The sequence below is a fragment of the Acinetobacter qingfengensis genome, from assembly GCF_008693185.1.
In the GTDB taxonomy this organism is placed as follows: Bacteria; Pseudomonadota; Gammaproteobacteria; order Pseudomonadales; family Moraxellaceae; genus Acinetobacter; species Acinetobacter qingfengensis.
Map to the genome: position 1 here is coordinate 250,269 of NZ_VXKN01000002.1, position 17,925 is coordinate 268,193.

At 41.1% G+C, this 17,925-nt stretch carries 16 protein-coding genes and 1 pseudogene; 1 reads left to right on the forward strand and 16 read right to left on the reverse strand.

Features of this window, described 5'->3' with window-relative positions:
- The first annotated feature begins 384 nt into the window (after window positions 1-384).
- A complete protein-coding gene (locus F4V57_RS03625) occupies window positions 385-1,305 on the forward strand; it encodes a LysR family transcriptional regulator (RefSeq protein WP_070070103.1) in 921 nt (306 codons plus the stop codon).
- A 65-nt stretch (window positions 1,306-1,370) separates the two neighbouring features.
- Here the strand turns inward: F4V57_RS03625 and madM are convergent, their stop codons facing one another.
- The 16 genes and pseudogenes from madM to F4V57_RS03705 form a co-directional block, all read right to left on the reverse strand.
- Window positions 1,371-2,138, reverse strand: a complete 768-nt coding sequence (gene madM / locus F4V57_RS03630; protein WP_070070104.1) for a malonate transporter subunit MadM — start codon at window positions 2,136-2,138, stop codon at window positions 1,371-1,373.
- Window positions 2,131-2,545 (reverse strand): annotated as a pseudogene (gene madL, locus F4V57_RS03635) (malonate transporter subunit MadL). The gene madM and the pseudogene madL overlap by 8 nt, the downstream one beginning before the upstream one ends.
- Window positions 2,546-2,594: 49 nt before the next feature.
- A complete protein-coding gene (gene mdcH / locus F4V57_RS03640) occupies window positions 2,595-3,524 on the reverse strand; it encodes a malonate decarboxylase subunit epsilon (protein WP_070070106.1) in 930 nt (309 codons plus the stop codon).
- Between the two features lie 4 nt (window positions 3,525-3,528).
- Window positions 3,529-4,143 carry a malonate decarboxylase holo-ACP synthase gene (locus F4V57_RS03645; protein ID WP_070070107.1) on the reverse strand — a complete coding sequence of 205 codons (615 nt, stop codon included), beginning with the start codon at window positions 4,141-4,143 and terminating at the stop codon, window positions 3,529-3,531.
- The gene (mdcE, locus tag F4V57_RS03650) at window positions 4,140-4,967 is read right to left on the reverse strand and encodes a biotin-independent malonate decarboxylase subunit gamma (RefSeq protein WP_070070108.1); all 828 of its coding nucleotides are present in this window, start codon (window positions 4,965-4,967) and stop codon (window positions 4,140-4,142) included. Before mdcE ends, F4V57_RS03645 begins: the two co-directional genes overlap by 4 nt.
- On the reverse strand, window positions 4,964-5,815 hold the full coding sequence (locus F4V57_RS03655) for a biotin-independent malonate decarboxylase subunit beta (RefSeq protein ID WP_070070109.1): 852 nt from the start codon (window positions 5,813-5,815) through the stop codon (window positions 4,964-4,966). Before F4V57_RS03655 ends, mdcE begins: the two co-directional genes overlap by 4 nt.
- Window positions 5,808-6,107, reverse strand: coding sequence for a malonate decarboxylase subunit delta (locus F4V57_RS03660; RefSeq protein ID WP_070070110.1), 300 nt, complete (start codon window positions 6,105-6,107; stop codon window positions 5,808-5,810). The genes F4V57_RS03655 and F4V57_RS03660 overlap by 8 nt, the downstream gene beginning before the upstream one ends.
- A complete protein-coding gene (locus F4V57_RS03665) occupies window positions 6,094-6,996 on the reverse strand; it encodes a triphosphoribosyl-dephospho-CoA synthase (RefSeq protein ID WP_070070111.1) in 903 nt (300 codons plus the stop codon). The genes F4V57_RS03660 and F4V57_RS03665 overlap by 14 nt, the downstream gene beginning before the upstream one ends.
- Complete coding sequence (gene mdcA / locus F4V57_RS03670) at window positions 6,996-8,675, reverse strand: malonate decarboxylase subunit alpha (RefSeq protein WP_070070112.1); 1,680 nt, start codon at window positions 8,673-8,675, stop codon at window positions 6,996-6,998. The genes F4V57_RS03665 and mdcA overlap by 1 nt, the downstream gene beginning before the upstream one ends.
- A 441-nt stretch (window positions 8,676-9,116) precedes the next feature.
- Window positions 9,117-9,956 carry an aldo/keto reductase gene (locus F4V57_RS03675; RefSeq protein ID WP_070070113.1) on the reverse strand — a complete coding sequence of 280 codons (840 nt, stop codon included), beginning with the start codon at window positions 9,954-9,956 and terminating at the stop codon, window positions 9,117-9,119.
- A 149-nt stretch (window positions 9,957-10,105) separates the two neighbouring features.
- A complete protein-coding gene (locus F4V57_RS03680) occupies window positions 10,106-11,287 on the reverse strand; it encodes an acyl-CoA dehydrogenase family protein (RefSeq protein ID WP_228268220.1) in 1,182 nt (393 codons plus the stop codon).
- Between the two features lie 26 nt (window positions 11,288-11,313).
- Window positions 11,314-13,014, reverse strand: a complete 1,701-nt coding sequence (locus F4V57_RS03685) for a dipeptide ABC transporter ATP-binding protein (protein WP_070070115.1) — start codon at window positions 13,012-13,014, stop codon at window positions 11,314-11,316.
- On the reverse strand, window positions 13,011-13,886 hold the full coding sequence (locus F4V57_RS03690) for an ABC transporter permease (protein WP_070070116.1): 876 nt from the start codon (window positions 13,884-13,886) through the stop codon (window positions 13,011-13,013). The genes F4V57_RS03685 and F4V57_RS03690 overlap by 4 nt, the downstream gene beginning before the upstream one ends.
- Complete coding sequence (locus tag F4V57_RS03695; protein WP_227515695.1) at window positions 13,883-14,836, reverse strand: ABC transporter permease; 954 nt, start codon at window positions 14,834-14,836, stop codon at window positions 13,883-13,885. Before F4V57_RS03695 ends, F4V57_RS03690 begins: the two co-directional genes overlap by 4 nt.
- Window positions 14,833-16,494 carry an ABC transporter substrate-binding protein gene (locus tag F4V57_RS03700; protein WP_227515696.1) on the reverse strand — a complete coding sequence of 554 codons (1,662 nt, stop codon included), beginning with the start codon at window positions 16,492-16,494 and terminating at the stop codon, window positions 14,833-14,835. The genes F4V57_RS03695 and F4V57_RS03700 overlap by 4 nt, the downstream gene beginning before the upstream one ends.
- Window positions 16,491-17,903 carry an LLM class flavin-dependent oxidoreductase gene (locus F4V57_RS03705; protein WP_070070118.1) on the reverse strand — a complete coding sequence of 471 codons (1,413 nt, stop codon included), beginning with the start codon at window positions 17,901-17,903 and terminating at the stop codon, window positions 16,491-16,493. Before F4V57_RS03705 ends, F4V57_RS03700 begins: the two co-directional genes overlap by 4 nt.
- Between the last annotated feature and the right edge of the window lie 22 nt (window positions 17,904-17,925).

Below are 17,925 nucleotides of genomic sequence, written 5' to 3' on the forward strand. Positions count from 1 at the left end.
TTACTTTTTTGGTTAATTTATATTCAATATTTTATTTAGTGCATAAAATTAAATAATCATAAATACATTCCATTAATTATTAGGATTGTTATATAAAGTCATTAAATTAATTATTTAAAGAGTAAATTTAACAATTATCATTGATAATTTAATAAAAACATTTAAATCTACTATATTTTTTATTAAAGCATTACTTTAAAATAAAAAAACAAGCAAACATTAGATTAAATACGACAAAATAAATATATAATTTAGTTTAAAAATTAATATCAAAAGACTAGATAAAATAATTTTATAATTTCAATAAAAAATAAAACATATACAGAATAATAAAAATTGCTACAATATTAAATTATGCTCAACAATAACATGGATGACGTTCAAATGGATATTGATGATGAACTTACTTTAAAAAAGATTCAAATATTTTTGGCTTTTATGCGCTGTGGTAATCTTTCCAGAACTGCCGCTGAAATGCAAATGAGTAATGTCAGTATACACAAAGCTATACATTCTTTGGAAAATGCACTTCGCTGTCCTTTATTCAAGCATGAAGGAAGAAGTTTAATTCCACTAAAAAGCGCCTATATTTTGGAAGAATATTCACAAAAACTAATGCAGGATCTGGTCACCAGTATCAATAAAACACGTGAAGCTGCCGGTTTTGCTGCCAAAGTTTTACATTTAGGTTCTTTATATTCCCTAACGGTAAACACCATTCCCAACGTCATTAGCCGTTTAAAACTCAGACGTGGAGAACTGGATATTCAGTTATTACTCAGCTCTAATCTGGATTTGGTAAAAAAATTGAAATCTACAGAACTAGATGCCATTATTGTTGCTTTAAATGAAACAACTGAAGATGTGGATTTTGAAACATTGCCAATATTTGAGGATAATATCTATCTGGCTGTCAATAAGAATTTACCCTTGGCACAAATGCAAAAAATTGATTTAAGCACACTAAAGCATGAAACATTTTTAACCCTTTCCAAAGGTTTTGCAACACGTAGTGATAGTGATGTGATGTTTGAAAAAGCCGGAATTAATCCGGAAGTTTTTTTACAAGTTAGTGATATTTTTACATTAATCAGCATGGTGAATGCTGGTGTAGGTTTAGCATTATTACCAGGCCGAATTTCTACAATTTATGAAAGTTCAGTAAAATTAATCCCGTTACAGGCACCCTACCAGATTAAACAAAAAATTGGACTGGTATTTTTAAGAAGTAAAGAACGGGATCCTAATTTACTGGCACTTGTCGCAGAATGTCGAATGTTTGCCAAACAATATTTAAATACTTAGATCTTAGGCAATTTATTGAGCATCAACCAATTGCCCTGATTTATCAAGTTAAATCATTGAATGTGCTAACCACCAACCAATGCTTTCACTGCAAAAAAGAGGATCGTTGGCCCCATTAAACAGCCTAATCCTGTATGAAAAGTTGCGGTTAATGCACCATAGGGTACTAATCTGCGATCAGTAGCAGCCAAACCTGCAGACACACCACTGACTGTTCCTGCAAGACCACCAAAAATCATGGCAGATCGCGGATTATCCAGTCCCATGAATTTTGCGGTCATCGGTGTAGACACCATGACACAAATTGCTTTGACCAAACCGGTTGCAATTGACAGTGCCATCACATCTGAACTGGCGCCAATAGCAGCACCGGTGACAGGGCCAACAATATACGTAACCGCACCCGCACCAATCGTTGTAATACTTACTGCATCACGATAGCCAAAGATCCATGCGAACAAACATCCGACAATAAAAGGTAATATGGTTCCAAGAAACAACGAAAATGCACCAATAAAGCCTGCTTTTTTGGCTTCCGTCGCCTGCACTTCAAATGCTGTGGCAACAATGGTGAAATCACGCAGCATGGCTCCCCCCATTAAACCAATGCCTGAAAACAATGCAATATCAGTAATGCCTTTTTGCCCTCCTGTAAATGTGCCACCAAGCCAAGCCAGAAATAGACCAATCACAATGGCAATGGCTGAACCATGTACACGTCCTCGTGTCAGATATTTAGATAACTTTGTAGATAACCACATAATCAGTGCAATGAGTGCAAATGCAGTAATAAGTCCCAAATGGGTCAAATCTTTTAATAACATCTCAACCATGAGCTTTAACCTCCAATTCCATTGATTGATGCTTGTTCTTTCGGTAATGGCGCACCTTTTTTATAGCGACTTAATCCTGCAATGGTTAAAGTACAAACTGCTACAGTACACAATGCGGCCAATACTGCCATGTGCCCACTGGACAATGCAGACACTACATTTTGTTGTGCAGCCATGGCAACAACCACGGGGATATACATCATGCCCCAGAACACAACACCTTTTTCTGTTTCAACCTGCATCAAACCACGTTTTTCCATCCATAAGCGGATACAGATTAATAAGATCATGGCGATACCAACCCCTCCAACATTCGAGGGTACGCCTAATAATGCACCTAAAATATCACCAATAATGACACCAACCAGTGTACATAGAGCAAGTAGCCCTACTCCATAAATAATCATGTTAAAAATCCTCTATCCGTTGAGTTAAATCCTGTTGCTTGATTTTGCTTTATGCAGCATTACACGCCTGTTGCATTGCAATGATCAGACTTTCCAATTGTGTATTCTGAAAGGATAAGACTGTACCTTCCTTAAATACGCTTGCTGCCAGACTTGTCAGAACCGTACCGGGTAAAGCTTCTATTTGTAACCGAATACCTCTTTCCCACGCAGCCTGTACAGTATTTTCCCAATGAATGCGCCGACTCATATTAAAAGCCAAATCATCCATAATCTGTGTATTGCTTCTAATTAATCGAGCCGATGTACCACTTAAATAATGAATCATCGGGTGATGTGATACCGTGTTTTGCATATAATTCGCTAATTCCTCAGCTTGCTTTTGCAATAAAATACAATGTGATGGCACACTCACTTGTAATTTTTTTGCGATCGCACCTCCCTGATGTGCGAGTTCTGCAACCTGTTGCATTGCGGCAAAGCTTCCCGAAATCACAATCTGATTCGCTGCATTTATATTGGCAAGATAAACATCGGAATGCTGCTGATGAACTGCCGAAATCCAGTGTTCTACCTTAGAAGCCTCTGCCCCAATAATTGCTGTCATACCATATCCTTGCGGATATGCCTGTTGCATCAGATCACCACGTTTTGCTACCAGTTTTAGCCCATCGTCAAAACTAATTACACCAGCAACCGTAGCAGCTGCCCATGCACCAATTGATAGGCCAGCCACATAATCAGGTTGTACGCCCTGTTGCTGCAATAATGCCGAACTAATCACACCGGCAATGTATAAACAAAGCTGAACTGAATAAGTTGATTGCAATGCTTCGGGTTGATCCAGTAATAAAACATTCTGTTGCAATACATCACATGCTTGTTCAATATGGTATTTGACCACTGCTTGTTGCGGTAAATCGTGCAACATATTGGCTTTTTGTGCGCCTTGTCCCGGATAAACCCAAATTGAACTCATGTTGTTATTCCCTTCTTTCGTTCCATGGATTTTCTACCAAAACAGCCTTATCATGACGTTTCAGTAATACTTTCCCTGTTGTTCCTGCCCATTCCTTGAGTGCAATGCCACCCAAAGGAGTCTGTAGCTGTACATCTGTTTTTAAACCTAGAGTTTCCAGTATCTTCAGCATGTATGATGCTTCTGATTTTACCAGTGGCTGTTCTGTGCGAATAAGTAAATCAATATCACTATTTTCTGTCACAGTTCGCATACCTGTCGCCAGCTCGAACCCAACACTACCGGTATATCCCCATGGCAAATTAAACTTTTGCATGGTGTCATGAAGAGGTTGTAATATTTGCTGCAAATGTGGAAACAAAGCCAGATCTGTTAATCTTAAATTTTCCGGTTTTATTTGCCGAATAATGGCGTTTTTCGGCATCTCTGTCGCAAAACGCTGATAACGATATTGACCACGAATACCCACAGCAACTCGTTTTGGATCTGTGACTGCTCTACGTACAACGACAGGTTGTCGTGCAGTAATCACGTCATTTACCCAATCTGGTACATCATCAGGCAGCATTTGTGACGTCATGCCCCACAATAAATCATGTGCCTGAATTTGCATGTTCATGACCATTGCTCACGTAAACGCTGGCGCACCTGTTTCGATAATTTACGATGGCCCTCATTTAAACGATGCTTTAAGTCCGTTAATGCTTGCTGTTTAATATCGTCAAATGCATCTGCCACAGCATTTTGAACATTTTGAATGTCCTGTATCACAGGTTGATCAGCATCATTCACTTCCAGTATTGCCGATAACAATCCCAAACTATTAAAACTGTCAATGTCATAAGCCATAGGTGGAATATTGGCAGCAAGTTTTTCCAGTTCTTCAATGCTACGCAAAGTTACACGTGCTGCGGATGCTTTCCCCATTGCATGTACCATGACTTCTGGGTCTTTAAGTGCCAGAATACGATTTGCCTGATAACCATGCGCTAAAAATGCTCCCGACATGGATTTACCGACTAACAAACTCACCACCGGATGGCCAGCCAAACGGGCACGAACATAACTGTCTACCGCACCAGCCAGTGCTTGATGAATCCCCAGACTTTCTTCACGGCGTCCGTAAGCCTGACTTGGCACATCCACAATACACAAAATGCCACGTTTATCAGAAGTATCCCGATCCAGTTCAATGACATCATTTACGTTTTTTGCCAGTGACCAGCCTTCCAGCAAGCCAACTTCGCCATGACATGCTCGAGGATAGGAATTTTGTTGATCAGGTACGATACAAAACACACGTAAGGATTGACCCTCTATTTCTCCATCAGCAATACGCAAAGACTGGATGCCACTTTCAACTGGAATAAAATTTTGCGTTAATGCATCAAACCAGATGTTACCTCTTAGCGAATAATACTCTGCATGTACTTCCATATTCATGCCTGTTCTCCCTGATATAAGGTTTGTACTGCAAGCGGTGTTATTTGTTCTGTGGTGTCAACATGCAGAAGTTTTGACAAATAAAAATCAGCTTTGCGACTACGATGTACTTCAGGAATACCCTGAGCAATATACTGCTGTACACACTGTTGAATCTTTTGTCGATCATCGGCAACAAAAACATCAACCAATGCACTGGCAAAGCGTTGTTCACCACCACAAATACTCCAGATAAAGGGTCGATTTTTGGCATCATATTCCTGTATTCCGGCCTCTTGTTCAATTACTTGTGGCCCATTTAATCCTAAACGCCCTTCTCTGGTCATAATCAGATAACTACACAATCCAGCAGCAATCGACATGCCACCAAAGCATCCAACATTACCCGCAATCACGGCAATTACGGGCTGATATTGTCTAAGCTCCACAATGGCGGATTGAATTTCTGCAATCGCAGCCAACCCCAGATTAGCTTCCTGCAATCGAACACCGCCTGTTTCCAGTAATAAAACTGCTACAGTCGGAATACCCTTACGGTTATCTTCAATGGCCAATTCCAGTGCGCCAGCAATTTTGGCACCGCCCACTTCACCCAGACTTCCGCCCTGAAAAATTCCTTCAATGGAAATAACAACCGCAGGTTGCTGCTGGATAAATCCTTTCATTACAATGACGCCATCATCCGCCTGCGCTACAATATTTTGCTTGAGCAACCACGGTGAGAGCATACGAGAAAATGGATCAAGTAATTCTTTAAAACTACCTTTATCAAGTAAGGATTTCGCACGATCACGAGCATTTTGTTCAATAAAACTTTGTGTATTTAATAATGTATTTAGATCAGCCACCTTGAATCTCCTCCAATGCCTGTTCCAGTCTTAATCGAACCACACCCGGTGTTGCACCGAAATCATGAATATCAATTTTTACTGCTGGTGGACAATGTGCCGAAAAAACTCGTTCAAAGAGATTTTTCCAGCGTTGTTCACTACCATCGACTGAAGTCATCACCTGAATGATGGTTTTACCGGAAATATTGGGTTCCATCAGTATTTCCAAATCACCTGAACCTACGCATCCCACCAGCACCGATTTTGTGACGGTTTCACCTGCTGTAAATTCAAAATTAAGTATTTCCATTAGATTTATCCCTGATCTTCATGATGGATTTTTGCTGTTGAACACGATCCAGAAACAATAAAGTTGCCAATAAATCTGCTGCACCACCCGCAGACGCACGCATAACTAACAAATCAGTTTCAAGTTGTTTTAATCGCTGTCTTCCGGCAAATGTTGCTGAACCGCCCAGATCCAATACTTGTTGCGCCCCGATTTGCATGCATTTTAATCCGCTAAGACCTGCACGATGAATAACACAGGTGTCACTTATATGCGCCATCATTGACAATAAAGCGTCCAGTTGCGCAAATTTTTCCGGGATTCCATTCTGCCGACTGCATAATAATTGAGGAAAACCATATTGTGTAATGACTGGAAATCCTTGTTGGGCATGTTGTTTTGCACCATGTACGCCAAATTTCTCTCGCACTTTTTGACCATGACTTAAAGTTGCTTTTGGAAGAAAACGATCTTCCAAGCAAGCAATTTGTCCGGCGGTCTGACATAAACCCAATACGGTCAAATGTTCAGGTTGCCAGTATGTAATTGATGCAGCAGTCACCATCAATCCCATCGACCAGATTGCACCACGATGCGTATTAATCCCTTGGGTGATGTTTAACATCTGTTGTTCGCCCTGCCTTCCCAACACGCCAATGTGTTCTCTCAATGCCTGACAAATTACACCGTGTTCCTGTCCAGCTTCAGCCATGAGTTTAAACATTGGCGACAGACTATGCGCAGAGGCTTCCATTAATTGCAGATTTAAATCATCATGCGCACCACAACCGCGTTGATCAACTAAAGCGGGTTTGGGGCTAAGATTGACTTCATCCAGCAAAGCCTGTACCGCCACATCTGCCAGATATTCCGCTAGATTAAAAGAAGTTTTATAAAGATGTGCATGCATTACCAACTCCTGAATTTTGCAGGTGGCTGATATAATCCATCTGACCAACTCACCAGATCCGCAATATTTTTTGCTGCAAGTAATTCACGCGTTGCATCAGTACGTTTAATGCCCAAATCTTCAGGAAAAACCACTAATCCTTCCTGTCGTAATCTTGCAGTGGTTTTAGGATCGTGTTTTAGCCCAATATCTGTCACGCCGGCAACAGCCGCAATCATTTCCTGACGTTCCTGTAAACTTCTGGCTTTATATAGATAGGCAATTCCTTCTTCTGTTAAAAGATGTGTTACATCATCACCATAAATCATGATCGGTGCCAAAGGCATTCCGGCTTTTTTTGCCACATCAATCGCATCAAGTCTTTCAACAAAAGTTGGTTTTCCACCTTCCTGAAAAGTTTCAACCATTTGTACAACAAGCTTCTTACCTCGTGCCAAATATGTGTCATCAGCATTCCCCCCGGCAATCTGCATATCTAGCCAGGCAGGCGTAGCATGGCGGCGTCCACGAGGATCATGTCCCATATTCGGTGCACCGCCAAAACCAGCCAAACGGCCTTTAGTCACTGTTGATGAATGCCCGCTGCCATCTACTTGCAAAGTTGCACCAATAAATAGATCTACAGCATATTGACCTGCCAGTTGACACATCATTCGATTGGAACGCAATGAACCATCCCGACCAGTAAAAAATATATCTGGACGTGCAGCCACATATTGTTCCATTCCAAGTTCTGTACCAAAACAATGAACGCTTTCTACCCAGCCAGTTTCAATTGCAGGAATTAAAGTTGGATGTGGATTCAATGTCCAATTACGACAAATCTTGCTCTTTAACCCCAATGATTCGCCATAAGTTGGTAAAATTAATTCTATTGCAGCTGTGTTAAAGCCAATACCATGATTCAATGATTGCACTTGATGACGTTCGTAAATACCACGTATTGCCATCATCGCCATTAAGATATGCACCGGTTTGATATGGCTTGGATCACGGGTAAATAATGGCTCAATATAGAAAGGCTGATCTGCAACCACCACAAAATCCACCCAAGATGCAGGAATATCAACACGTGGTAAATCCTTAACATCATCTACAATTTCATTAACCTGAACGATCACAATACCATCACTAAATGCGGCAGGTTCAATCAATGCCGGAGAATCTTCTGTACCCGGTCCGGTATAAATATTGCCCTGACGATCAGCCATAAATCCGGCTGATAACACAACATTTGGAATTAAATCAACCATCAAACGTGAATATAATTCGATATAAGTATGTATGGCACCCACTTCCAGTAAACCATCTTCAATCAACTGGCTCATGCGTAAACTCTGTGTGCCAGCAAAGGAAAAATCTAATTTACGTGCAATACCTTTTTCAAATAAATCCAGATGCTCTGGTCGACCCACACTTGGCATAATCATGTGCAAATCATGCAAAGTTTTTGGGTCTGCATGAGCCAATGAACGCGATAAAAAATCTGCCTGTTTTTGATTATTTCCTTCCAAAACTACCCGATCTCCCGGGCTAATTAATTTTTGCAGAACCGGAATAATGTCCTGTGTTGGAATAACCACACCATCAGTATATTGTTGTGCCATATCTAATTTAAGTTGTTTGGTATATCGGCGTTTATTCCATTGCCGTTCCTGTTGTTGAATAGAACTTCCCATGTCATTGCCCTGTTAATTTTATCTCCTTTGCTATATCAAAGCGTTTTTCTTATACCTAATCAATCAAGTAGAATTGCAGTTCATTAACTTGAAGTTAACTTTTATAGTTTGATTGAACGAATAAATAATGGTTTATATCAGGATAAAAATCGTTGTTATTAATAGAATTTTTTACACCACATAGATTTTGCTTGATCTAGACAATTGGCAATACAATGACAACCTTAGTTAAACCAGTTCGTCTTGGAGAGATAGCATCTGCACTTTATAAGTTAAACAAAATGAAGCAAAATTATTCTTTTTGAAAAAATTAACATGCAATCTAATTTTAATGGCAATGAATCTAAGAATATCTACATGTAAATCACAAAGAACAATATAAAAAAGTTGAACTGTTGCATTGACCAGTTCAACCTCAATTTATTTTAAGTAGTTTACAAATCAGCCAAACACATCAGGATCTGGCCCAACTCGTCCATCAACCTGATCAAGTTGAGCAATCGCCTCTAAATCAGTCTGATCAAGCTCAAAATTAAAGACATCAAAATTTTCTTTAATTCGGGTAGATGTAACTGTTTTGGGAATTAAAATTAGATCATTTTGAAGATGCCAACGGATAATGATTTGTGCAGGGGTCTTGTGATGTTTCAATGCAATATTTTTAATTACTTCATCATTAATTGCTTTGTTCTGTGCCAGTGGACTCCATGATTGTGTTTGGATATTCAAGTCCTGATTGACTGCACGTAACGCATGTTGCTGAAAATAAGGGTGGATTTCAATTTGGTTAACCGTAGGTGTAACGCCTGTTTCGTCAATTAATCGCCTTAAATGCGCTGCATGAAAGTTAGATACGCCAATTGAACGAGCCAATCCTTTTTCTTTTAACTCGATTAAAGTTTGCCAAGTTTCTAAATATTTGTCTGCTGTAGGTACTGGCCAATGAATGAGATATAAATCAACATAATCCAGTTTGAGTTTTTCTAAACTTTGTTCAAGTGCTGTCACTGCCGTTTCTTTGCCTTGTGCATCATTCCATAGCTTGGTGGTCACAAAAATTTCTTCTCGATTAATGCCACTTTGTTGAATCCCGGCACCCACACCTTCTTCATTTTCATAAATTGCTGCAGTATCAATCAGCTGATAACCAGACTGCAATGCTTCTCGTACAGCATCAGAAGCTTGCTGTTGCGTTGCTTGCCAAACACCTAATCCTAATTTTGGAATATTTTTACCATCATTCAATGTGACTTGTTGATCAAATATTTTAGCGCTTGTCATTTATGACTCCATTATGGTTAGTCAGATCAATTAAAATGTTTTTTAACTCCATTAATGATCTAAAATTTTCAATAGAAACACCAATTCAATTTAGTGCATTACAAATTCAATTTTCGTATTTACGTGTATAGCTTCGCTCAGTTCCATTTCTAAAATAATCCAGATAATGGCAATTCAATTGCTTTCAATCGATAGGCTCCGACTGCTGCAGCTTTCCAATCCCGTGGGTTATGATTTGCAACAGTACGTGCATTGCGCCAATGACGATCAAAATTATTACCACGAGCTGTTGTTGATGCACCACCGACATCGAATAATCGTTCTGCGGCTTTCAACGTATTCTCAATGGCAATAAATTGTGCCTGAGCCACATCTAAAGCAGCGAGATTGACAGTATCCTCGCTTAAATGGTTTACCCATGCCTCATCAATACGATCTGCAGCCTGTAACACCACGGATTCCGCAGCAAAAGCACGTGCAGAAATTTCGCCTACGGTAAATTCAACATACGGATCATCTACCGATTTTTCTACACTACTGTGTTTAATTGGTCTGGCTTTCTCTTGCGCAAATTTTACCGCATCCCTTAATACATTTTTGGCAATACCTGCTTCTACTGCTGCCAAGAAAATTTGTGCAAATGGAGTGACTATGGAACGTTTATCTTTATTCCATTCTCGTGATTGTATTTCCTCGGAATAAACGATGACATTATTTAGATGGGTTGTACCACTTGCGGTAAGACGTTGTCCCATCGCATCAAAATCATCAAGCAATTCCAAGCCTGTTCGATCACGCGGTAATATAAAAAAAATGGGGTTTTCTTCTTCATTTAATGCTACAGCAGAAATCCAGTCTGAATATAACCCACCCGTACTGTAGTATTTACTGCCATTTACACGAAACTTTTCTCCATCTGCGACAATTGTGGTTGTGATTGCACCATTCGCACCGCCGATTTCCCATCCTGCATTACCGACCACTTCGCCTTGCAAATAGCGTGTAAACCAGCGTTGTTTTTCTGCTTCTGATGCATTTGATAACAATGATTCAATAAAAAGAAAAGATGGGCGTAATGCCTGTGCAATATTGGAGTCGTAAGAGGCAACATCAATAATAAATTGTACGGTTTCTCTAACGCTGGCTCCAGCACCGCCATATTGTTGGGGGATGCGCCAAGTCAATAATCGCGCTTCAACCAAAGCCTCAATTTGCGCATAAGGTAATTGACGTTCGCGCTCACGTTCAGCACTGCCCTCGGCAAATGTAGGTAACAATTTTTTTGCACGTTTTTGCAGTTCAAAAATATTTAACTGTTCGATATCACTCATAATATTAAGACTCATTTAAATTTTATTTAGCATGCCCATTGGAAAACAACCCAAGGATGTTTAGATTCAATTTTTTCTTCACCTGCGATAAGCCGTGGCACTGCTGCAAGCAATTGTTGGGTATATGGATGTTGTGGATTTTTGAAGACTTGTTCGGTTGTACCTTGTTCCACAATACGTCCTTGTGACATCACCACAACATCATCACTGACATGACGAATTACACCAAGATCATGCGAAATAAACAGATATGCTACACCCATTTCTTCTTGTAACTCATCCAGCAAATCCAGCACTTGTGCTTGAACAGACACATCCAAAGCAGAAACTGGTTCATCACACACAATAATTTTAGGTTTACTGGCAATAGCCCGTGCAATGGCAACCCGTTGGCGTTGCCCACCTGAAAGCTGTAATGGTCTACGGTTACTAAGTTCGGCAGGTAATCGAACTTTATGCAAAAGTTCACGGACTTGTTTCTTGCGTTCAGATTCTGGAACTTGACCCACTTCTAAAGCATCTTCCAAAATTTGACCGACACTCCAACGTGGATCGAATGAGCTTAATGGATCTTGATAAATCACACTAATCTCATGACGACGTAAGCGACGTTTTTTTTCAGCAACAGCCCATTCACCTGTTCCATTCCATATCTCACCTGAAAAAGTCACCTGTCCTGCATCAGGCTGGAGTAAACCAAGTACAATCTTTGCAACAGTACTTTTTCCTGAGCCTGACTCGCCTACAATGCCTAAAGTCCGCCCTGCAAACAATGAAATATCGATTTGCTCAATAATTTGCCGCCATTGCTTATCTGGCCCCAAATAACGTTTAGCCAGGCTTTGCGCTACAAGTAAAGGTTGGTCATCAACACAAATATGAGATTGAGGCCTGTCATTTTGCTGATTTGAGGTTAAACGATAACCACGTGGATGTTCTGCGGGTAAGGCAGCCAACAAACTTTTGGTATAAGCATGTTGTGGATTTTTCAGAATTTGTTGAATTGGTCCTTGTTCGAGTACATTGCCATGATGTAAAACTAAAACTTCATCTGCCAGTTTTGCAACAACAGCTAAATCATGACTAATCAATAATAATGAGCTTCCTCTGGTTTTAATTTCCTGTAATACATCAAGTATTCTGGCTTGAACAGTTGCATCTAACGCTGTTGTGGGTTCATCGGCGATAATCAGGCTTGGATTTAATGCCAAAGCATTGGCAATTAATGCACGTTGTCTTAATCCACCAGAAAGTTGTTCTGAGCGTTGTTTCACCCTTAATTCTGGTTCTGGAATACCAACTTGTTGCAATAACTGCAATACACCTTCTTGACGTTGATGACGGTTACCACAACCATGCGCCGCTAGAGTTTCATAGATTTCTTGCCCAATCGGGCGTAATGGATCTAATGACACCAAGGCATCCTGCAAAATGAAACCGATGTCTTTACCACGAATTTTTCGCCATTGTCGTTCGGACAACTGCAATAAATTGTGTTCACCATATTGAAATGTTTTTGCCTGAACTTTCGCTCCCGCACCGGCAAGTCCAACAATACTGCGTGCAGTGACACTTTTACCTGAACCTGACTCACCCACCAAAGCAATACATTTACCTGCTGATAAATGAAGTGATAAATTTTCTACGACAATTCGCTCACCAAATTGCACTGTTAAGTCTTCAATAATGAGCTGCTGTTGTGTTAGTGCCTTCACTTGAGCATTCATAGTTCACGTCCCTCCAATCGATGTTGTAGATACCGACCCACCACAGTTGTCGATAAGGTGGTTAGTAAGATAAAGAATCCTGGAAAGAACGTTAACCACCAGGCATTTGCAATAAAATCCCGTCCTGCTGACATCATTGTTCCCCATTCTGGTGCTGGAGGTTTCGCACCCAAGCCAAGAAAGCTTAAAGCCGATGCCCACACAATCGCTTGGCCTACCCCCATAGTCACCATCACAACTAAAGGACGCATAGCATTTGGCAATAACTGACGACGGACGATACGCCAAGGAGAATGCCCCAGCGCACGTGCGGCTTCGATATAACCTGCTTTACGTACTGCGATAACTTGTCCACGAATCATGCGTGCATAACCCGGTGCAATGCCAATGCCTGTTGCAATCACTAATTGCCCAATACCACTGCCGAAAACCGCAACAAAAAGCAAGGCCAAAATTAAACTCGGAAAGGCAAATAAAATTTCCACAATCCAGCCAATTACACGATCAACCCAACCACCGATCAAACCGGCCAAAACACCCAAAGGAATCGCAATGGATAAGGCCAAGGCAATCGCAAATACCCCAATGGTCAACGATTGGCGACTGCCATGAATCACCCGGGTAAAAATATCGCGTCCCGATTGATCTGTACCGAACCAATGCGCCCAACTTGGCGCTTGAAAAGCAAATTCAGGATTAATACCGAGTGGATCATCCGGTGCAAAAAAATACGGAAAAATAGCTGCGACGAATAAACCGAATAAGAACAATACCGCCAGAACCATACCCCATGAACGCTGCTTGATTAATCCATACAATTTTTCATATCCTGTGGAAGGTCTATGATTTTTTATCAATGCCACTTCACTCATGCAGCTTCTCCCTTCAACCGTGGATCAACCACGTGATACACGACATCAGCCAAAATATTGACCAACACATAAGTCAGTGCAATCACCAAGGTAATACCCACAACCAGTGGCATATCCTGACTTTGTACCGCTTGAAACAGTTGCCGTCCCAAACCTTTACGTGAAAAAATAACTTCAATGACAACGCTGCCACTGATCAATGCGCCAATCGCCCAACCTGAAAGTGAAATACCCGGTAATAAAGAATGACGCAAGGCATGTCGCCAACGCACAGACCAATCGCTGAGTCCACGTAAACGAGCAGTTAAAATAAACGGTTGCTCCAAAGTTATTTCCAGTGATTGTCGAGTAATTTGCCCAACAAAACCGGCAAGCGGAATGGCTAAAGCAAATGCAGGCAAAATTAAACTATGTATTCCCTCACTTCCAGCCACCGGAAACCACCGCCAGTGAAATGCAAACACCGCCAATAAAATAATGGCTAACCAGAATGAAGGGATCGAAGCAGACACTGTTTCAAGCGTTGAACCAATACCTGAAATCCATGAACGGCGTGCCGTAGTCGTCAACGTCCAAAGCAGAACCAAAATCCATGTCAAAACCAGTGCCGCAAGAACCAGCTGAAAAGTCGCACCTGCCTGACTCGCAATCACTTCGCTTACAGGCAACCGTTGCGTATAGGAAATGCCTAAATCCCCTTGCAGTAAATGCGATAAATACATTCCATACTGCACAATCAGCGGTTTATCAAAACCATATTCTTCATGCACAGCTGCAATTGCTTCTGCTGTGGGATTGGTTCCACCCAAAATCGCAAATGCAGGATCACCCGGCATTTGTTGCATGGCAAAAAAAGTGAGTGTGGCAATCGCCCAAAGTACCAATACACCATTGATAAAGTGCTTACGTAATTGAAGTAAAAAATTGAAGAACAATGTATTTTTTTTCATTTTTCCACCCATGCATCGTAAAAATATGGAATCGTCAAAGAAGGCTCCAAACGTACACCTTTGGCAGTTTTATAAATTGCCAACCGGCTGCTTTGGGCAATGGTGGTGAGTTGCAAATAATTTTTGGAAATAATACGCTGGGCTTGCACATATAAATCACGGCGTTTTTCCACATCTTGCGTTTGTAATGCTGCATTAATGATTTGATCGAATTCGGTATGACGAAAACCCGTTCCATTGGTGTGATACGATTGACCTGGCCGGTTATTGAATTCACTGCTAAAAATAATGCGCAAAACATCAGGCGTATTGGTGTTCCAATAACCAATACGAATGTCATAATCCCACCCTGTACCACAACATTTGGTCTGTGCGCTGGTGCTAATCGGATTCAGCTCGACTGCAAAGCCAACTTTCTTGGTTGATGCCTGTATTTGTTCCCACAGGGCACGTTCCGCATTACCCATTCGCTCTTGTATTGGTACGTCAATAGTTAGGCGTTTGCCATCTTTAAGGCGATAACCGTCTTGATCACGTGCTGTCCATCCTGCTTGATCCAGTAAAAGATTAGCGCGTGCAGGGTTATAATCTTTGTCATGTTCAAATTCAGCATTATAAAAAGGAGTTACAGGACTTAAAGGACCGCCAGCTCGTTGATACTCACCAAAATAAATACTTTTTAATGCCCCTTCTACATTAGATGCACGCACAAAAGCTTCGCGGACACGAATATCATTAAACGGTGGACGGGTAAGGTTAAAATCTCCTTTAGTTGGATTACCAGGTCGGTCTTTCAACAATAAGGTGATGTTGGGGTTAGCTCTTGCAGGCGCATGCGATTCGGGAGGTAAAGCATCAATAACATCCACTTCACCTGCTTGCAATGCACCAAAGCGTACCGAAGCTTCAGGCATAATTTTCCAAATAATTTTATCTAAATAAGCAGCACCTTGATGTTTGGCTGTTGGCGGGGCCCATGCATAATCAGGATTACGCTCTAGAACAATCTGGCTCTGTCGATCCCATCGCACGACCTTAAATGGCCCGGAACCAACTGGGTTTTGACAATTTTCTTCAAGTGAACGCTGCAATGCTTTAGGTGATTCCATACCTAAAAAGCCCTGCGCCAAAACTTCTAAAAAAGCCGCATAGGGCTTAGATAAATAGACTTTTGCGGTATTGTTATCGACAATTTCGGTACGTACATATTGAGCAATATAGCTGCCTGCTGTACCCGACTGGGTTTTAGGATTAACCATGTGATCAAGATTAGCTTTTACAGCATTGGCATTAAATGGTGTACCATCAGTAAAATGCACATCATCTCGAAGATGGAAGGTATACACCAAACCATCTTTTGATACGTCCCAACCTTTGGCTAACCATGGATGAATATTGCCTTGATCATCCATAGACACCAAAGAATCTAAAAACTGTTGTGCAATAAAAACCTGTGGCATATCTCCTTGCGAATGCGGATCTAGACACGTCGGTTCACGCTCAGTAGCAAAGATCAGTGTTCCACCACGCACGGGCTGACCTGTAAAGTTTTTTTTCGGTTCAGTATTGCTACATCCCAACAATTGCGAGATCACAACACCCACTATTCCAACCGTCATCATGTTTCGGGCAAATGCAGTCAATCTGCTTGTCGTCATACTTTCACCTCCCGAGATTGAGCAAGAGGCAATGGTTCAGATGCAGCATGTAAATTTTCAGGGTTGCGATAACGGGCAGCATAGTGATCATCAGGCAAGCGGGCGTGTCCCTGACCAAAAAAACGTTCTCTTAAAGTTTCACCATCTGCATACTTCTCACGAAAACGCCCACGGCGGCGTAATTCAGGCACAACCAACTCAATAAAATCTTTCGCTGTACCATAAGACAAATACTGAATCAGATTGATGCCATCAATACCATCTTCATCAAGCCATTTTTCAATGGTATCGGCAACATGTGTGGGTGTGCCAGCAACAAAAAAGCGATCTTGTCTAAAACGAAACTTATCTAACAAACCACCTACAGTTTCTTCTGAATCTGCCCAACGCAGCCCCCAAGATTGATCATTCTCAGGAATAATCTCTTTGAGTTTGGTTTCTCGTGGATACAAGGTTAAATCCACTGAGGATTGCAAATGCACCAACGCAGCATCAACACTATGTAATTCATGGAAAGTTTTGAGTTTTTCCTCAACTTCTTCATTCGTTGGTGCCACAATCACACTGGCACCGACAAAGAATTTAATCCCCGCAGGATCCCGTCCATGCGCTTTGGCTTTTTCACGAATGCCATTGATATTTCGTTGTACCTCTTCAGCAGATGAACCGCCTGTAAATATGGCTTCTGCATGCCGACCAGCAAATTCAATTCCTGCGGAGGAGCCTGTCGCTTGAAACAATAATGGCGTGCGTTGTCTGGACGGTTCGCAAAGATGCGGGCCTGCAACTTTATAGTTATTACTGACATGGTTGATATAACGTACTTTTGCAGGATCAGCATAAATACGGTTTTTTCGATCGACTTGAACCGCATCATCATCCCAAGAGCCTTCCCACAATTTATACAATACATCAAGGTATTCATCTGCCAATTGATAGCGTTGGTCATGCGGTATTTCATCGTCCAAACCGAAATTCCGAGCTGCATTAGGTAAATACGATGTGACAATATTCCAAGCCACACGCCCTTTGGTCAGATGATCTAAGGTACTCATACGCCGTGCAAACGCAAACGGCGGTTCATAACTGGTCGAAAACGTCACGCCAAAACCCAAGTTTTTGGTGACACTTGCCATTGCTGGAATAATCAGTAAAGGATCATTACTTGGAATTTGCATGCCTTCACGAATGGCGGTTTCTGGCCCCTGTCGGAATTGGTCATAAGTCCCAATCACATCTGCAATAAAAACACCATCAAAGGTTCCTGCTTCCAATAGTTTTGCCAGTTCAATCCAATATTCAATATCATTAAATCGATGACGATTATTATCTGGATGTACCCACAAACCATGAATAATATGGCTGACACAATTCATCTCAAATAAATTTACATGTAGCTGCTTTGGCATAATCGATCTCGCTTATTTTTTG

Coding starts and splice junctions, on each gene's coding strand:
- F4V57_RS03625 (WP_070070103.1), top strand. CDS start 385: ATGGATATTGATGATGAACTTACTTTAAAAAAGATTCAAATATTTTTG.
- madM (WP_070070104.1), bottom strand. CDS start 2,138: ATGGTTGAGATGTTATTAAAAGATTTGACCCATTTGGGACTTATTACT.
- mdcH (WP_070070106.1), bottom strand. CDS start 3,524: ATGAGTTCAATTTGGGTTTATCCGGGACAAGGCGCACAAAAAGCCAAT.
- F4V57_RS03645 (WP_070070107.1), bottom strand. CDS start 4,143: ATGAACATGCAAATTCAGGCACATGATTTATTGTGGGGCATGACGTCA.
- mdcE (WP_070070108.1), bottom strand. CDS start 4,967: ATGAATATGGAAGTACATGCAGAGTATTATTCGCTAAGAGGTAACATC.
- F4V57_RS03660 (WP_070070110.1), bottom strand. CDS start 6,107: ATGGAAATACTTAATTTTGAATTTACAGCAGGTGAAACCGTCACAAAA.
- F4V57_RS03665 (WP_070070111.1), bottom strand. CDS start 6,996: ATGCATGCACATCTTTATAAAACTTCTTTTAATCTAGCGGAATATCTG.
- mdcA (WP_070070112.1), bottom strand. CDS start 8,675: ATGGGAAGTTCTATTCAACAACAGGAACGGCAATGGAATAAACGCCGA.
- F4V57_RS03675 (WP_070070113.1), bottom strand. CDS start 9,956: ATGACAAGCGCTAAAATATTTGATCAACAAGTCACATTGAATGATGGT.
- F4V57_RS03680 (WP_228268220.1), bottom strand. CDS start 11,287: ATGAGTGATATCGAACAGTTAAATATTTTTGAACTGCAAAAACGTGCA.
- F4V57_RS03685 (WP_070070115.1), bottom strand. CDS start 13,014: ATGAATGCTCAAGTGAAGGCACTAACACAACAGCAGCTCATTATTGAA.
- F4V57_RS03690 (WP_070070116.1), bottom strand. CDS start 13,886: ATGAGTGAAGTGGCATTGATAAAAAATCATAGACCTTCCACAGGATAT.
- F4V57_RS03695 (WP_227515695.1), bottom strand. CDS start 14,836: ATGAAAAAAAATACATTGTTCTTCAATTTTTTACTTCAATTACGTAAG.
- F4V57_RS03700 (WP_227515696.1), bottom strand. CDS start 16,494: ATGACGACAAGCAGATTGACTGCATTTGCCCGAAACATGATGACGGTT.
- F4V57_RS03705 (WP_070070118.1), bottom strand. CDS start 17,903: ATGCCAAAGCAGCTACATGTAAATTTATTTGAGATGAATTGTGTCAGC.